At 67.6% G+C, this 14,510-nt stretch carries 16 protein-coding genes, 1 other RNA gene and 1 pseudogene; 11 read left to right on the top strand and 7 right to left on the bottom strand.

The genetic code is table 11. From position 1 onward, the window contains the following. Nucleotides 1–5: 5 nt before the first annotated feature. A complete protein-coding gene (locus GA0070619_RS20275) occupies nt 6–767 on the bottom strand; it encodes a sulfite exporter TauE/SafE family protein (protein WP_088949526.1) in 762 nt (253 codons plus the stop codon). Between the two features lie 132 nt (nt 768–899). Between GA0070619_RS20275 and rnpB the strand changes: the two genes are divergently transcribed. The 3 genes from rnpB (at nt 900) to GA0070619_RS32520 (ending at nt 3,687) form a co-directional block, all read left to right on the top strand. Then, nucleotides 900–1,315: RNase P RNA component class A (gene rnpB, locus GA0070619_RS20270), an RNA gene on the top strand. Nucleotides 1,316–1,942: 627 nt separating this feature from the next. After that, on the top strand, nt 1,943–2,932 hold the full coding sequence (locus GA0070619_RS32525) for a hypothetical protein (protein ID WP_157744059.1): 990 nt from the start codon (nt 1,943–1,945) through the stop codon (nt 2,930–2,932). Nucleotides 2,933–3,006: 74 nt separating this feature from the next. After that, nucleotides 3,007–3,687, top strand: a complete 681-nt coding sequence (locus GA0070619_RS32520; protein WP_157744058.1) for a hypothetical protein — start codon at nt 3,007–3,009, stop codon at nt 3,685–3,687. A 127-nt stretch (nt 3,688–3,814) separates the two neighbouring features. Here the strand turns inward: GA0070619_RS32520 and GA0070619_RS20265 are convergent. Together GA0070619_RS20265 and GA0070619_RS20260 are read right to left on the bottom strand one after the other, a co-directional pair. Beyond that, a pseudogene (locus tag GA0070619_RS20265) lies at nt 3,815–4,005 on the bottom strand (DUF397 domain-containing protein). Between the two features lie 74 nt (nt 4,006–4,079). Beyond that, nucleotides 4,080–4,727, bottom strand: coding sequence for a TetR/AcrR family transcriptional regulator (locus tag GA0070619_RS20260; protein WP_172862080.1), 648 nt, complete (start codon nt 4,725–4,727; stop codon nt 4,080–4,082). A gap of 87 nt (nt 4,728–4,814) precedes the next feature. On the opposite strand from GA0070619_RS20260, the gene GA0070619_RS20255 reads away from it, so the two are divergent. From GA0070619_RS20255 to GA0070619_RS20245, 3 genes are all read left to right on the top strand, one after another. Next, complete coding sequence (locus tag GA0070619_RS20255; protein ID WP_197699556.1) at nt 4,815–5,654, top strand: SDR family NAD(P)-dependent oxidoreductase; 840 nt, start codon at nt 4,815–4,817, stop codon at nt 5,652–5,654. 219 nt (nt 5,655–5,873) lie between these two features. Beyond that, nucleotides 5,874–6,230, top strand: a complete 357-nt coding sequence (locus GA0070619_RS20250; protein ID WP_088949523.1) for a hypothetical protein — start codon at nt 5,874–5,876, stop codon at nt 6,228–6,230. Then, nucleotides 6,227–6,676 carry a MerR family transcriptional regulator gene (locus GA0070619_RS20245; protein WP_088949522.1) on the top strand — a complete coding sequence of 150 codons (450 nt, stop codon included), beginning with the start codon at nt 6,227–6,229 and terminating at the stop codon, nt 6,674–6,676. The genes GA0070619_RS20250 and GA0070619_RS20245 overlap by 4 nt, the downstream gene beginning before the upstream one ends. A gap of 19 nt (nt 6,677–6,695) precedes the next feature. Here GA0070619_RS20245 and GA0070619_RS20240 read toward each other — a convergent pair whose 3' ends face one another. After that, nucleotides 6,696–7,610 carry an expansin EXLX1 family cellulose-binding protein gene (locus tag GA0070619_RS20240; protein WP_088949521.1) on the bottom strand — a complete coding sequence of 305 codons (915 nt, stop codon included), beginning with the start codon at nt 7,608–7,610 and terminating at the stop codon, nt 6,696–6,698. Nucleotides 7,611–7,746: 136 nt separating this feature from the next. On the opposite strand from GA0070619_RS20240, the gene GA0070619_RS20235 reads away from it, so the two are divergent. Next, nucleotides 7,747–8,241 (top strand): hypothetical protein, encoded by a 495-nt coding sequence (locus tag GA0070619_RS20235; RefSeq protein ID WP_088949520.1) that lies wholly within the window; start codon nt 7,747–7,749, stop codon nt 8,239–8,241. 119 nt (nt 8,242–8,360) lie between these two features. Here GA0070619_RS20235 and GA0070619_RS20230 read toward each other — a convergent pair whose 3' ends face one another. Continuing rightward, a complete protein-coding gene (locus GA0070619_RS20230; RefSeq protein ID WP_088949519.1) occupies nt 8,361–8,960 on the bottom strand; it encodes a TetR/AcrR family transcriptional regulator in 600 nt (199 codons plus the stop codon). A 122-nt stretch (nt 8,961–9,082) separates the two neighbouring features. Between GA0070619_RS20230 and GA0070619_RS20225 the strand changes: the two genes are divergently transcribed. From GA0070619_RS20225 to GA0070619_RS20215, 3 genes are all read left to right on the top strand, one after another. Beyond that, nucleotides 9,083–9,919, top strand: coding sequence for an SDR family oxidoreductase (locus GA0070619_RS20225; RefSeq protein WP_088949518.1), 837 nt, complete (start codon nt 9,083–9,085; stop codon nt 9,917–9,919). Nucleotides 9,920–10,075: 156 nt separating this feature from the next. After that, entirely contained in the window at nt 10,076–11,302 is a 1,227-nt protein-coding gene (locus GA0070619_RS20220; RefSeq protein WP_088949517.1) for an epoxide hydrolase family protein, read from the top strand. Next, nucleotides 11,303–12,244 (top strand): redoxin family protein, encoded by a 942-nt coding sequence (locus GA0070619_RS20215; RefSeq protein WP_088949516.1) that lies wholly within the window; start codon nt 11,303–11,305, stop codon nt 12,242–12,244. It begins immediately after the preceding gene. On the opposite strand, the gene GA0070619_RS20210 is transcribed toward GA0070619_RS20215, so the two are convergent. Further along, the gene (locus GA0070619_RS20210; RefSeq protein ID WP_088949515.1) at nt 12,231–13,115 is read right to left on the bottom strand and encodes a transglutaminase-like domain-containing protein; all 885 of its coding nucleotides are present in this window, start codon (nt 13,113–13,115) and stop codon (nt 12,231–12,233) included. The genes GA0070619_RS20215 and GA0070619_RS20210 overlap by 14 nt on opposite strands. A 65-nt stretch (nt 13,116–13,180) precedes the next feature. Here GA0070619_RS20210 and GA0070619_RS20205 point away from each other — a divergent pair, with 65 nt between their 5' ends. Continuing rightward, entirely contained in the window at nt 13,181–13,747 is a 567-nt protein-coding gene (locus tag GA0070619_RS20205) for a GNAT family N-acetyltransferase (protein ID WP_172862079.1), read from the top strand. A gap of 54 nt (nt 13,748–13,801) precedes the next feature. Here GA0070619_RS20205 and GA0070619_RS20200 read toward each other — a convergent pair whose 3' ends face one another. Next, nucleotides 13,802–14,392 (bottom strand): GrpB family protein, encoded by a 591-nt coding sequence (locus GA0070619_RS20200; RefSeq protein ID WP_157744057.1) that lies wholly within the window; start codon nt 14,390–14,392, stop codon nt 13,802–13,804. Nucleotides 14,393–14,510 lie beyond the last annotated feature (118 nt).

Raw genomic sequence — 14,510 nt, 5'->3', positions numbered from 1 at the left:
TGACGTCAGCTCAACGCGCGCCAGAGCAGGTAGAGGCCGATCGTCGTACCGAACACCACGATCAGCGTCTTCAGCAGCACCGGCGGCAGCCGGCGGACCAGTCGGGCACCCGCGTACCCCCCGATCAACGTGGCTGGCGCGACCACCGCGACGGCCGCCCAGTTCACCGGGCCGAACAGGGCGAACACCACCAGCGTCGTGAACCCCACCACCGCGGACAGCAGATTCTTGATCGCGCTCACCCGCGCCAGGGTCGCGTCCAACACCAGGGCCAAGCCGGCGACCAGCATCACCCCGAGCGCCGCACCGAAGTACCCGCCGTACACCGCACCGAGCCCGACCATCGTCTGCACCGCGACCGTCCGCTGGCGGGGCGACATGTCCCGGGGGTGACCGACCAGCCGGCGCAGCGGGTCCTGGAAGGCCAGGACCGCTGTCGCGCCGAGGACCAGAAACGGTACGACCAGCTCGAACGCGCGGGCCGGCGTGGCCAGCAGCAACAGCGCCCCGAGGATCGTGCCGACGATCGTGGTGGGAACCAGAGTGGCCAACGCGCGGGGACGCGGCAGGTCCTGCCGGCTACCCGCCACGCTGGCCAGGTAGCCGGGGAACACGGCCACCGAGTTGCTGACGTTCGCCGGCACCGGGGGCAACCCGACCGCGATCATCGCCGGGAAGGTGATCAGAGAGCCACCACCGGCCACCGCGTTGACCGTGCCAGCGGCGACACCGGCGGCGAGCAGCAGCGCGGCGTGGGAGAGATCCATAGCCCCACGAGGCTAGCCGTCCCCTCGGAGGGCGAAGACCTCGCCCTCGACCCCTCCTGACCTGCGCGATCTTGCCCAGGTGGGGCGGGAGTGCCGACGGACCGTCCGTCGTTAGGATAGGAGCGCGACGGACGAGTCGACCGGGCGGTCGCGTCGGCGGGCTCAGGCCCGCCGCCGAGGAACGTCCGGACTCCACAGGGCAGGGTGGTTGTTAACGGCAACCCGGGGCGACCCGCGGGACAGTGCCACAGAAAACAGACCGCCGACCCCAACGGGGACGGTAAGGGTGAAACGGTGGGGTAAGAGCCCACCAGCACCCCGGGTGACCGGGGTGGCTAGGTAAACCCCACCCGGAGCAAGGCCAAGCAAGGGCCGTCACCGCAAGCTGACGACCCGGCGCAGACGCTTGAGGGCTGCCCGCCCGATGTCTGCGGGTAGGCCGCTGGAGCCTGCCGGCAACGGCAGGCCGAGATGGATGGCCGCCGCCGGCGCAAACCCTTCGGGGTACGCGTCGCGCACAGAATCCGGCGTACAGGTCGACTCGTCCGTCGCCCACCAGCTCAGAGCCGTGATCAAGGCTCTGAGCTGGTCGTCTATTGGGTGCAGTTGGTTGACCTTGGTCATCGTTGGGTGGCGTTTGACGGCCTGGCCACGGCCTGGGACGGCCTGAGCGGGGGCTCAGTCAACCTCGGATCCGGCTACGCCCTGCGTCGTCCTGAGGGCCTTTCGGCGACGTGTGGGCTCTGCCGCTGTGCCGCCGGCTGCCGCGAATGCTGGGCACGTCCTGGCGGTGGAGCTGGTGCCTCGACCCCGTCACACGGTGGCAAGCCAGTCCCGGGGTTGGACCGACGGTGACCGGACAACCTGGTCGTCGCCGAGGCCCGCCGCGGCACTACCCTCCAGCTGCGGCCGCTGCGGCAGGGCCAGTGATCCCGAGCGGCAGCTCCGTAACCGTCTGACCAGGTTAGCCGACCGGATGCACGCCCGACACGTCGAACGCCTGTCCGTCTACTTCTGCGAGATGATCGGACAATTCCCTCTCTACATTGAGGCGCATCATCTGCTGTGGCGCTGCTTTTCGGCGAAGTTGACTCGGCGGGGCGGTTGCCCTGTCGATGCGAGCAGAGCAGACTGAGGGAGGTTGCACTTCGTAACTGCGAAGGGCAGGAACTCTGGTGATCCTCGCAAGTTCGGTCATAGACATCGGCGCAACTGCGGCCTCGTATTCCCAGGTCGCCGGCGTTCTCGCCGGTTTCGCCTTTAGTGCGCTTCTCCTATACCTCAACCGAACGCCTGGAGCGTCGGAACATGTGCAGTCGGTGAACAAGCGGCGTCCCGACGAAGGCTCACAGGTCCACCAGCAGGTTACAGTGGTCCTATTCAATACGCTCGGCTCCTTGATTATATGTGCGGTATCATACGGGATACTCGCGAGTCATCCACCTGATTCTGAGATCGCCTTTTCTGCTATATTTCTTCACGGTCCCGCGTTCTGTCTGGCGATTCTCGGAATGTTCTACGCTACGGCGCTCGCAGCTGCGCCGTTTGGCCATCTATTGCCGATGCTGGCGTCGGCCCGGATCTTGGTCGGGGTGATCGGCCCCGTTGTAGCAATGACCCTTATCGCCGCTGCAGCGTTGGACATTGATATAAGAGGCTGTATCGGCCAAGCAGCGGTCGGCCAGGGTGTCTCCGACGTGTGCCGAGTCAACAAGGAGGTCGCGCTTACTCGTCCCTATGGGTTCGGCCTTTTGCTCAGTGCGCTCACCGTGCTGATAGGAGTGCTCGCGCTGGTCGTGTTTCGCAAGCCGCGCACGCCCCCGCCACTGTGGATTCCAAAGGTGATGGCCCGCCTCATCATCGGATCGGCGGTTACCATGATTGCCGGTACGGTGTTCGTGGGCACGAAACCTGTAACGTACCTGCTGCCCGACCCTGCCCTTTTTGGCGTGCTGGCTTTGAGTTTTGCCATCCTCACCTCATTCGCCGTCTTGGCTGCCCGTAGCTGCCACTACTTCCCAGACGTCCGGTCAAGCGGGGACTATCCGGGGAGCGGCCAAGTCGAAGGCGAGAGAGATGTCGTTCCTTCGCGTGTGCGGTCGGCGGTATTCCGACGCGGTGGGCGTGCGCGCAGAACTACCGTGCCACGAATGCCCAGTGACTAGCGGCGGTTGGTCCGACCAAGCGGGTGCCCCAACTTGCCTGCTCGTGCCGTGCTTAGACCTATGCTAGGGGCGAGATGGAAGAGGATTCGGTAAGACGAGTACGAGAACGACTTGAGAATCAAGCCAGCAATCATTGGCATGAATTTTCAGTAATCGTAGCGAGTGCCAACATCCTGCTTGCCATTGTACTGCTTGGTCGCGTCGTTATGGGTAAGCAGTCCACTTCGGTGGAGTACATCTCATTCGGAGTTGCTGCTGCCTCCATATTGGGTGCCGTTCTTGCCTATTATAGTATCCAAGTTGGCACTCTGCTTCTATTTGGACCACTGCGCCTTACGCAGGTCCTCGCCTCCTTCTCGATCGCTGGGGCGCAGCTAGCCCTCTTCCTCTGGCCTACTTACGTGCTCAGCAGGGAGGCTGCCACATCAGTGGCGGTGGTTAGAGACCTACGGCACTGGCTACTGTTTTACTCGGCCTTCTCGTTCGCGGCCGTCATAGCTAACTGGCACGCTTCAGTCGTTCGTAAGAGAGAGATTCGAGGTAGTGCCTTCAAAAATTACGAGGCCGCCCAGAAAATCGACCTACTGGCGGCTGGCGTCATCGGCATAGTAATCATTTTCTGCTGGGCGCTGAGCTATATCTGGTTACTTCCGTCGATCGTCATTGGCATTCTCGTGTCTATCATGTCTTCAGTCCTGGGAATGGCAACCCAAGCCCAAACCTCGGCGCGACTTAGGCGCGACCTTGGACGTTAAGCATTTAGGCAGTCAACCAGTCCGTCGCCACTGATCGGCATCCCGTCGACCGCACTCCCTGGAGCGGGCTTCGACCCGCGCTCCAGTCACCAAACGGGCCGGGCCGATTGGCGCGCGTTCGGCGCGGTTACGGCCGCTCGGCGACCTGGACGACGAACCTTGCCCAGGCTACTGGGGCGAAGGTCAATGCCGGCCCGGCGGCGGGCTTCGAGTCGCGGACGGCCACGACACCGCGCAGGTTGCTTGCCACTCGACGCAGTTCCCGCCGCTCGCACCGCTGCGGGTGGACTTGTGCCACAGGGCGTTGCTGATGTCCATGATGGCTCCCGACAAGGGGGTCGCTCGCCGCGGATCCGCACAGGGCGTCTGCCGTCGAGGGGGCGTGGGCGTTGCTATGGCATTTCGCCGGCGTCCGTGACCATGCGGACGAGGGTGTCGACGAGTTCGTCGGCGGTGGTGTGCCACTTGCCTGTGTCGAGGTAGCCGCTGATCTCCATGCTCGCGATGCCGTGGGCGCTGGTCAGCAGCAGGGCGCCATGGCGCCGTGCGTTTCGCTCTCCCACGAGGTCCGCGACGATGTTCAGGAACTCGCCCTGAAAGCGTTCGGCCGCGCGGTCGGCCACGGCCGGGTCGCCTTCCGGCCCGCATAGCTGACGCCGGATGCGATCCATCCCGTCGCCGAGTTGCCCAGGAAGGTTTGCGCGTCGCCTGAACAACACCTGGTACAGGTGCGGCTGCTTCCGGCCGACGTCGATGAGGGTACGGAGAGCGCCGCGCAGCTTATCGGAGGCGGACAGGGCCGGGTCGGTCCGAAGGGCGTGCACCTGGTCGCCGATGCGTTCCCAGCTTTCGGCCGCGACGGAGGTCAGCAGGCTGTCCTTGCCAGTGAAGTGCCGGTACGGCGCTCCCCGGGTCACGCCTGCCCGCGCGCCCACCTCGCGCAAGGTGACCGCGTCGGGGCCGCCGAGGTCGAGGAGTTCGGCGGCCGCGTCGAGCAGAGCGCGACGGGTGGCGGCGGCGGACTCCGCACGGGTGGTCATGACGCCCATCATAGGGTTGACAGTGTCATCTGAAACAGTAGGGTAGCTAAGATGACAACGTCATCTGAAATCCAAAGGCTGGTCGTCGTGACTGGAGCGTCCACGGGCGTGGGCGCGTCAGCCGCCCGCGAGCTGGCTCGCCAGGGATTTCACGTCCTGGCCGGTGTGCGACGCGACCGTGACGCCGACGTCATCCGATCGACAGACATCGAGCCGGTCATCCTCGACATCACCAAGTCCGAGCACGTGGAGGCACTCGCCGCGCGGGTCGCCGATGACCCCCGTGCACTGCACGCGCTCGTCAACAACGCTGGCGTTCAGGTGAACGCTCCAGTCGAAGTCCTGCCGATGACGGAGTGGCGGCGGGCGTTCGAAGTCAACCTGTTCGGCCACATCGCTGTCACTCAAGCGCTCCTACCCGCGCTGCTACGCAGCAAGGGTCGTGTAATCAACATCAGCTCGGTGGGCGGCAAGTTCGCCATGGCCACATACGGCGCGTACGCCGGCGCCAAGTTCGCCCTGGAGGCGGTCAGCGACTCGCTTCGCCGGGAGGTCGCTCCACTTGGCGTACAGGTGGTGGTGGTCGAGCCCGGCGGCGTCCGCACGGAGATGGCTGCCCGCGGGGTCGAGGCGGCGAACCACCTGGCCGCCCAGATGACGCCGGAGCAGGACGAGCGCTACGGCAGCCTCGTCCAGGCCAACAACAAGTTGATGACCTCGGGCACTGCTTCAGGGCTGACCGCCGACGCCGCCGCCCGGGTCATCGCGAGGGCTGTGACGACGCGTAGACCGCGCACCCGCTACACCGCCGGCCGGGATGCCGCCCTGATCATGCGCCTGGGCCCGATGCTCTCCGACCGCACGCTCGACCGCGTCCTCGCCGCCAACCTGCGCCGCCACTACCCGAAGGGAGCCGTCGGCCGATGAGGACTCCGCGAACTGCTCCGATCGACGACGTACACGGTCTGGGTCTGCGTCCTAACCTGCCGGCGATGCCCGCGCGGTTCCTCGGGTGGTTGTCCCTGGCCCGACGGCCCCGCCGGTCCGGTCGAGCCTGGTAACCACACGACGCCTGGCGGGGGATTCCAGCCCAGCCAGGCGTCGGGCTTGCATCTGATATCTGGGTACAGGCTTACCGTCGACGATATGAGTGATCGCCACATCACGACGGACGACGCCTGGGTGCCGGACGCCTGCACCCTTCCGACGGCTGAACAGCCGCTGCGGCTCGCCGAGTTTGACCAGTTCTTCACCGATGCGGTGCGGGGCCTCGACCGCGTGTCGGCGCAGCACCTGCGGTTGCGGCTCGATGGTGGTGCGCAGGTCGAGGAGATGGTGCGGGACCTGACGGCCCGTGAGTCGTCCTGCTGCTCCTTCTTCACGTTCGGCCTCTCCCGGCCGGGCCCCGACTCGCTCTCGCTGGACGTCCGGGTGCCGGCAGCCCACGTCGCCGTGCTCGACGCCCTCGCCGAGCGGGCCGTGTCTCTGCGAGATCAGAGGTGACCGGGTCGGGCCTGCGCAGCGGTCAACTGGCCGACGCGGCAGGAGTCAACCAGCAGACGTTGCGCTACTACGAGCACCGGGGCCTGCTCGACTCGCCGCAGCGGTCGCCGGGCGGGCACCGGCTATACCCGGCCGAGACGGTCACCCTGCTGCGAGTCATCAAGACCGCGCAACGCCTGGGCTTCACCCTCAACGAGGTTGCCGATCTGCTCGACGCCGGCCGGCACCAGCAGAGGGCCCGAACCGACACCGGTCTTCAGGCGCGTGCCAGGGAGAAGCTCATCGAGGTCGAGCAGAGGCTGACGGACCTGACCGACATCCGCGACACCCTGCGGGACGCCATCTCGGCCGGTTGCGACGACCTGGTCGCCTGCGCCGAAAGCACCCGCTGCCCCCTGCCCTTCACTGAAATGGTGGAGAGGAACGACCGTGCCGACACCTCCTGAGTCGGCGCCGGTGGGCGGGTCAGCAGCGAGGGGCGTTGAGCGGGGCGGCACCGGCGAGCGCTTCGATGGTCGCCGTTGGTGCGACCGATTCGGACGGGGTCGGCGAGGGCGCGATGCTGGGGGACGGCGGAGCCGACGGTGAACTGCTGGGCGGCGTGGGAGAGGCGAGTGCGGCCGTGCTGCGTTGGACCTGCTTCGTGACCAGCCGGATCGCGGTGGCGGTCGCCTGGCGTCCGTACAGGTCGGTGACCCTGATGTTGTAGGGCCCGGGGCCGATCCCGCCTTCGACGGTCCAGTAGTTGTCGCTCTCGCGGGCCGCCTTGTGGAAGCCGCCGCCGGGCCCCTGTGCCTCGACCGAGCGGAGTGGGTTGCCGTGGTTGCCGACCTGCACCGCGAACCAGTACCGCGAGGCGCCGCCCTTCATCCGGAAGGTGAGGCCTCCGTCGAGCGGCGGGTTCACCACCGCCCGGTACGTCACCTGCGCGATGCCCTGCGCCCGGTCGGCAATCTTGGCGTACGCCTCGTCGGAGAGGTCGATCTTGCCGGTCCCGCACCCGCCGCACTGGTCCATGACCATGACGCGGACGGTGCCCTTCGGGCCGGTCACGTCCAAATAGCTGCCGCAAGCCGCGGACCCGGAGTACGCCGATGAGCCGAGGGCCACGTACAGCCGGTCCGCGGGTGGGCCGGGGAAGGAGCAGTTGCCGCCCGAGCGGCCGGCGTCGTAGAAGCTGGCCTTTGCTTTGTGGACGGCGTTTCCGGTTGGTGGCGCGGCGCAGGCCGGGGTGGCACCACCGCGTACGGCGAGGGTGATGCCGAGTACGGCGGCCAGGGCGGTGACCCCGGCGCCGGCCAACCAGTGTCTGACCCGCCGACGCGACCGGAGTGTGCCGACCGGGGTGTCGTTGAAGGGGGCCGAGCCTGGTGCCGTCACGGCGCCTGATGTTGCCGCAGCGTGCTGCGGCAGCGCAAAATCGTCGAGCAAAATTTCACTCACCGCACCGGTGGGGTAGCAGTCCGTTCAGGGCGGTGGGGGCGACGAGGTCGTCGTGGTCCCGGATACTGATCCGGTGATCAGCTTGCCGCACGGTCCGTCAGGTCTGTCCAAGGCCACCTGGACCGACGCCGACTTCCTGAGCATGGGTTGGCACGACTGCCGGATCCATGCGCTGAGCATTGCCGACTGTGTGGACGACACCCTTCCGCCTGCCAGGATGCTGCTCGATCTCGACTACATCGTGCGGTGGGTGCAACCTGCGGAAGAAGACCAGCGCTTCACCTTCTGGATCGCGCCCGCGACGCTCGTGTTCGACGGTGCGTGGGGCATCGACGGCCGGCTCGGCCCGCTCCACGACGTCATGGAGATCGCCGACCTTCACCGCCTCGAATCCCCTGACAACAACCCGGAGCCGTTGTGGCACATCGAGGGTCAGAATTTTGATCTCCGCCTCCGAGCTCCTGGCTACACCCAGTTCCTTCGGATGCCGCCGCAGCACGTCGCCCAGCAGATCCTCACCCCCGCCGAGCGCGCCGGGATCAGCTTCGCCGAGCTGTCGTTCGCCTGACATCGGGAGCATGTGCCCCGAGCCGGGAGCCACGTCGACCCGGCTTGGTCCACTCGGCTTCAAGGAAAGCGGGGTTTCCTGGGGCCGGGGATGGACCGGTTTCACGGAAGTCGAGTGGATCAAGCCGGCCGGCGGGGGCGCAACCCGTCGAGGGCGGTGGTGACGACGAGGTCGGCGTACTCGGCGGTGAGCGGTCCGCTGCGTTGCAGCCATCGGCTGAACAACGGTCCCCAGATCAGGTCCACCGCCGCGTCGAGGTCGATGTCGTCGGCGAGTTGCCCGGCCTGCTGGGCGCTGCGTAGGCGCTGCCGTTTGGCCTCCTTCAGCGGCCCGTCCAGCCGTTCGGCGTAGGCCACCGCCAGCTCGGGGTCGAGCGCGATCTCGGTGGCCAGGGCGCGCATCGGTTGCTCGTACCGGGGATCGTTCATCTCCTCGACCGTGGCGCGAAGCACCAGGGTCAGGTCGGCGGCCAGGTCGCCGGTGTCCGGCAGGGTCGGCGGCCCGCCCTCGGTGGCCTCGCTGAGCATGAGGAACGCGTCGAAGATGACCGCGCCCTTGGACGGCCACCAGCGGTAGATGGTCTGTTTGCCGACGCCGGCGCGCGCGGCGATGCCCTCGATGCTGACCTTCGCGTACCCGATCTCCTGGAGCAGGTCGAAGGCCGCGGTGAGGATGGCGCGCCGGGAGGTCTCTCTCCGGCGGGCCGTGTTGGGGGTCATGGGGCGCCACGATATCAGTGACGAGACGAACCGTCTCGTCTTGACGGCCGGGATGACGCGGCTTAATCTTGCCTTCATGACGAGACGGACCGTCTCGTCTCGCTAAGGGATGGAGCTCCGACATGCGCACCTGGTTCATCACCGGCGCCAGCCGCGGCCTGGGCCGCGCCTTCACCGACGCCGCGCTCGACCGTGGGGACCGGGTGGTCGCCGCCGCCCGGACCATCGCCCGGGACGACTTCGACGAGCGCCACGGCGACCGGCTGCTGACGCTGACCCTCGACGTGACCGACCGGGCTGCGGTCTTCGCCGCCGTGGCCACCGCCGTCGAGCACTTCGGACGGCTCGACATCGTCGTCAACAACGCCGGGACCCTGTCGATGGGAATGGTCGAAGAGTTCACCGAGGCGGAGGCGCGAGCCCAGTTCGAGGTAAACCTCTTCGGCGCGCTGTGGGTCAGTCAGGCGGTGCTGCCGCATCTGCGCGCCCAACGGTCCGGCCACATCGTGCAGGTGTCCAGCATCGCCGCGTTGGGTGGTTTTCCGAGCACCGGCATGTACAGCGCGAGCAAATTCGCCCTGGAAGGCATGAGTGAGGCGTTGGCAATGGAGGCGGCGGCCTTCGACATCAAGCTCAGCATCGTGCAGCCGGGCGGTTACTGGACCGACCTTTACACCAGTTTGAGCGCCACCACCCCGATGGAGGCGTACGCGCCGCTGCGCGCCGAACTGGAACGACAGTGGGCGGAGGGTTCGATCGACAGCGAGCCCCGGCTGGCCGCCGAGGCGTTGCTGCGCCTGGTCGACAGCGACGACCCGCCGCTGCGGCTCCTGCTCGGGAGCATGGTGTACGACCTGGCGTTCGACGTCTCCCGTCGGCGGATGGACACCTGGGCGGGCTGGGAGCAGATCAGCCGAGCCGCCGAGCACGCGGTAGCCGCCCCCGGGCAGGACCAGTGAGGGACTGCTCGTATCGCCACGAGCCCGGGGCGCGGCGTTCTAGGCTCCGAGATATGGCGGCGGCGTGCCCATCTCGAATTGGCACACAGGTCCGGGCAGTGCCTTCACCCCATGATTCCCCTCACGAGGCGCAAACCTAGACGGAGAGGAACACGCATGGCTGTCAAAACCAAGACTCGCCCCGGCACCACGGAGATTCGGCCGTTCTCGGTCGACATTCCCCAGGCGGACCTGGACGACCTGAAACGGCGCATCGCGGCCACCCGCTGGCCGGACAAGGAAACGGTTGACGACCAGTCGCAGGGCGTGCCACTCGCGACGATTCAGGCCGTCGCCCGCTATTGGGAAAAGGAGTACGACTGGCGCAAGGCCGAGGCACGAATGAACTCGGTGCCGCAGTTCATGACCACCATCGACGGCGTCGACATCCACTTCATCCACGTGCGCTCGAAGCACGAGGACGCGCTGCCGCTGATCGTCACCCACGGGTGGCCCGGGTCGATCATCGAGCAAATGAAGATCATCGAGCCGCTGACCGACCCCACCGCGCACGGCGGCAGCGCGTCGGACGCCTTCCACCTGGTGATCCCGTCGCTGCCGGGCCACGGCTTCTCCGGCAAACCGACAACGTCGGGATGGAACCCGCAGAAGATCGCGACCGCCTGGACCGAGCTGATGAAGCGTCTCGGCTACTCGCGGTTCGTCGCGCAGGGCGGCGACTGGGGCGCGGTCATCGTCGACCAGATGGGCATCCAGGCGCCCCCGGAACTGCTCGGCATCCACACCAACATGCCCGGTGCGATCCCACCGGAGATCGACCTGTTGTTCCAGGGCGACACCACCGGCGCGAACAACGCCATGGGCTCGCTGCCATCCGGCCTGTCCGACGATGAGATGCGTGCCGCCGAGGAAGCCAACTACGTCTGGAAGCACGTCGCGTACGCCCTCATGATGGCGACGCGACCGCAGACGCTGACCGGGCTGGCGGACTCTCCGGTCGGCCTGGCGTCCTTCCTGCTCGACCACGACGCGAAGAGCCTGGCACTGATCGCGCAGGTCTTCGACGGGGCCAAGGCCGGTCTCACCCGCGACGACATCCTGGACAACATCTCGCTCTACTGGTTGACGAACACCGCGATTTCCGCCGCCCGGCTGTACGCGGAGAACAAGCTCTCGTTCTTCGCCGCCAAGGGCGTCAAGGTCCCGGTCGCCGTGAGCGTCTTTCCCGACGAGCTGTACGAGGCGCCGCAGAGCTGGGCCGAGCAGGCGTACTCGAACCTCATCTACTACAACAAGCTCGACGTGGGCGGGCACTTCGCGGCCTGGGAACAGCCGAAGATCTTCTCCGAAGAGCTTCGCACCGCCTTCCGGTCGCTTCGCTAGATGGCCGTGCACCTGCCCCCGCTGAACGGGGCGGCCGAGTGGCTCAACTCCGAGCCACTCGGCCCCGCCGACCTGCGCGGGCGCGTCGTCCTGGTGAACTTCTGGACGCTGACCTGCATCAACTGGCTGCGCCAGGAGCCGTACGTCCGTGCCTGGTCGCAGGCCTACCGCGACGACGGGCTGGTCGTCATCGGCGTGCACACGCCCGAGTTCTCGTTCGAGCACGACGTCGACGGGGTGCGGCGGGCGGTCGCGGCGCGATCGATCGACTATCCGGTGGCGGTCGACAACGACTACGCGATCTGGCGCGCCTTCGGCAACCAGTACTGGCCGGCGCTGTACTTCGTCGACACCGACGGGGTCATCCGCGACGAGCACTTCGGTGAAGGGCGCTACGAGCAGTCCGAGCGGGTTCTCCAGCAACTGCTCGGCATCGAGCGCGCCCCCGTACCCGTGAAGGGTCTTGGCCCGGAGGCGGAGGCCGACTGGGGCGAACTGCGGACGCCCGAGACGTACCTCGGATTCAGTCGTGGCGAACACTTCGCGTCGCCGAACGGCCCGGCACTCGACGAACGCCGCGCCTACGAGCTGCCGGAGAGCCTGGGCCTCAACCAGTGGGCCCTGGCGGGCGAGTGGACGATCGGGTCGGAGAGCGTCGTGGCCGATCGGGCCGGCGGCAGCATCGCCTTCCGGTTCCACGGCCGCGACGCGCATCTCGTGCTGGCCCCCGGGACGGGACGGTCGATCCCGTTCCGGGTGCTCCTCGACGGCGAAGCACCCGGCCCGTCACACGGCGTCGACGTCGACGAAGACGGCAACGGCGTGCTCCAGGACGGCCGCCTCTACCAGCTCGTCCGCCAGGCCGGCGCGGTCCGGGAGCGGACCCTGGAGATCACATTCGGCGAGCCGGGCGCCCAGGCGTACGCCTTCACGTTCGGCTGAGGCGCAGATCGACTGTGCTCACCGTGTTGGAGACCGGTGAAAAGCTCTGTACCTGAGCGCCGGGACGCAGGCGGCTGTCCGTCGCGTACCGGTCGGCGAGCGCCTTCTCCGCGCCCTCGTCGCCGTCGTCGGCGGCGAGCAGCAGGGCGGCGATCTCGTCGGCGAGAGTGAGGTCGGCGTCGGTGAGGTCGTCGGTCATCGCGCCGAAGCTGTCCCACAGCAACAGCTCGTCCTTCTGCCGGTGAGCCAGCTCCTGGATGACGTAGCCGTGGATGAACCAGGCACCACGGATCGGCGATTCCGGGGCCACGCCGTAGACGTCGGGGTCGATCGCCCCGGCCCGGTACGCCGACCACACCCGTGCTGCCGAGTCGAAGAGCCCTGCCGTCGGGTCGATGTCGTAGCCGTCGAACCGCCAGTCGCCGGCAGGGTCGATCTCCGGGTCGGCCCAGACCCATCGTTCGCCGTTCCAGTACTCCAGCAGCACGTGATCGTGGTGCCAGCCGGGCGTGAAGTAGGAGGCGAACCCGACCCGGCTGCGGCTGGGAATGCCGTGTTGGCGCAGCACCGCCACCGAGAGCAACGTGTGGTCCCGGCAGCAGCCGGCCACCCGGTCGACGACCGGGCGCTCAGCGGTGAGTGGCAGGGGAAAGCGGGACTGGTCCGTGTCCAGGATGCGGTCCACCCAGCGGCAGTTCACCTCGTCCAGCCGATCGTCGGGCAGCTCTACGCCGCCGGCCCGGTAGTGGACGATCACGTTGCGGGCGGTCGCCGCCACGGTGGGGATGTCGGTCGCCACGGCGTCGAGAAGCCCACCGTGCCGACCGGGGTCGCTGTAGGGGGAGTGTCTCCGGTAGTCATCGAGGTCCATGGGGCCAGTCTCCGGTCCGCCACCGTGTCAGGGTCAAGGCGCTTTTCCGGATAGTGTCGACTGCTGTGACAGCGCCCGAGATCACCATCGCCACCCCAGCGGACCGTCGAGCAGTGGTCGACACGCTGGTCGCCGCGTTCGTCAAGGATCCCGTGCTGCGGCACCTGTTTCCCGACGATGAGACCTATCCCGAGTACGCCGCCACCTTCTTCGGGAACCTCTTCGACAAGCGGGTGCACCGGTCGTCGATCTGGACGATCGCTGGGGGAGCGTCGGTCGCAATCTGGGAGCCACCGGCCGAGCCGGCGGCCGGCCACACAACGCCAGCTCGATACCCCGCTGACGTGCAGGCTCGGGTGCAGAGCTACGACGATGCCGTGCACGCAGCCCTGCCCGCGTTCCCGTTCTGGTATCTCGGCGTCCTGGGCACCCACCCCGACAGCGCCGGACGCGGTTGGGGCCGCGCCGTCATGCGGGCCGGGCTGGAGCGCGCCGCCGCCGACGGTCTGCCGGCGATCCTGGAAACCAGCAAACCGGCCAACGTCGAGCTGTACCGCCGCGCCGGCTGGGAGGTGGCGGGCTTCCTGCCGGAGCCCGTGCCCACCTGGGTCATGCAGCAGTCGCCCCGCTGAGAGCCACCCGCGCAGGCCAACTCGTCGCGCTCGGCCCCGGATCGCCGACCAGCTTCAGGCGGCGAAGATGCGCGCGTAGATCTCGTCGATGACGTCGTTCTTCGCCAGGCTGTAGTCGCGGGGTCGGGGCGCGGTGTCCTGCGCGAGGCGTCGTTTGGTCGCGGCGTAGAGCTCCCGGTCGTGTGGATGCGAGCGCAGCCAGTCGCGGAACAGCCGGTGCCGGACCGGTTCGGGCGCACCCTGCGGCCAGACGTGCAGGTTGACGTCCTCGGCGGCGCTGAGCAGCATCCGGTGCCCGTGCCACCAGGGCTCCCGTAGGACGAGCCGGTAGCCGAGCCGTTCCAGGGCGGGGAGATAGCCGGACTCCTCGGCGGTGTCCTCGATGACCAGGTCGATGTCGATGACGGGTTTGGCAGCGAGCCCCGGCACCGCCGTGGACCCGACGTGTTCGACCGCGATGATCAGAGCGCCCAACGCCTCGGTGAGCGACGACCGGACTGCGGTGAACCGCTGCGCCCAGGCCCTGTCGTACTCCTCGATGACGACGGACTCCCACGTGCGCGGCGGGTCGCCCACCAGGCCGGCGTCGACCTGTTCGGGGCTGCCGTGGAAGCGCTGCACGACGTCCTGCGGATACTCGGCCACGTCAACCTCCTGGAGAAGCAAAGTCCGCCAGGCTACGACACGACGACTGGTGCGGGCGCACCCGACCGATGCGGGCATCGGATGTCGGGTGGGCCACCGACCCCGCGACCTAGCGTCA

The sequence above is a fragment of the Micromonospora zamorensis genome, from assembly GCF_900090275.1.
In the GTDB taxonomy this organism is placed as follows: Bacteria; Actinomycetota; Actinomycetes; order Mycobacteriales; family Micromonosporaceae; genus Micromonospora; species Micromonospora zamorensis.
Note: the sequence above shows the minus strand (reverse complement) of the source record. Positions and strands in the feature narration are given on the sequence as shown.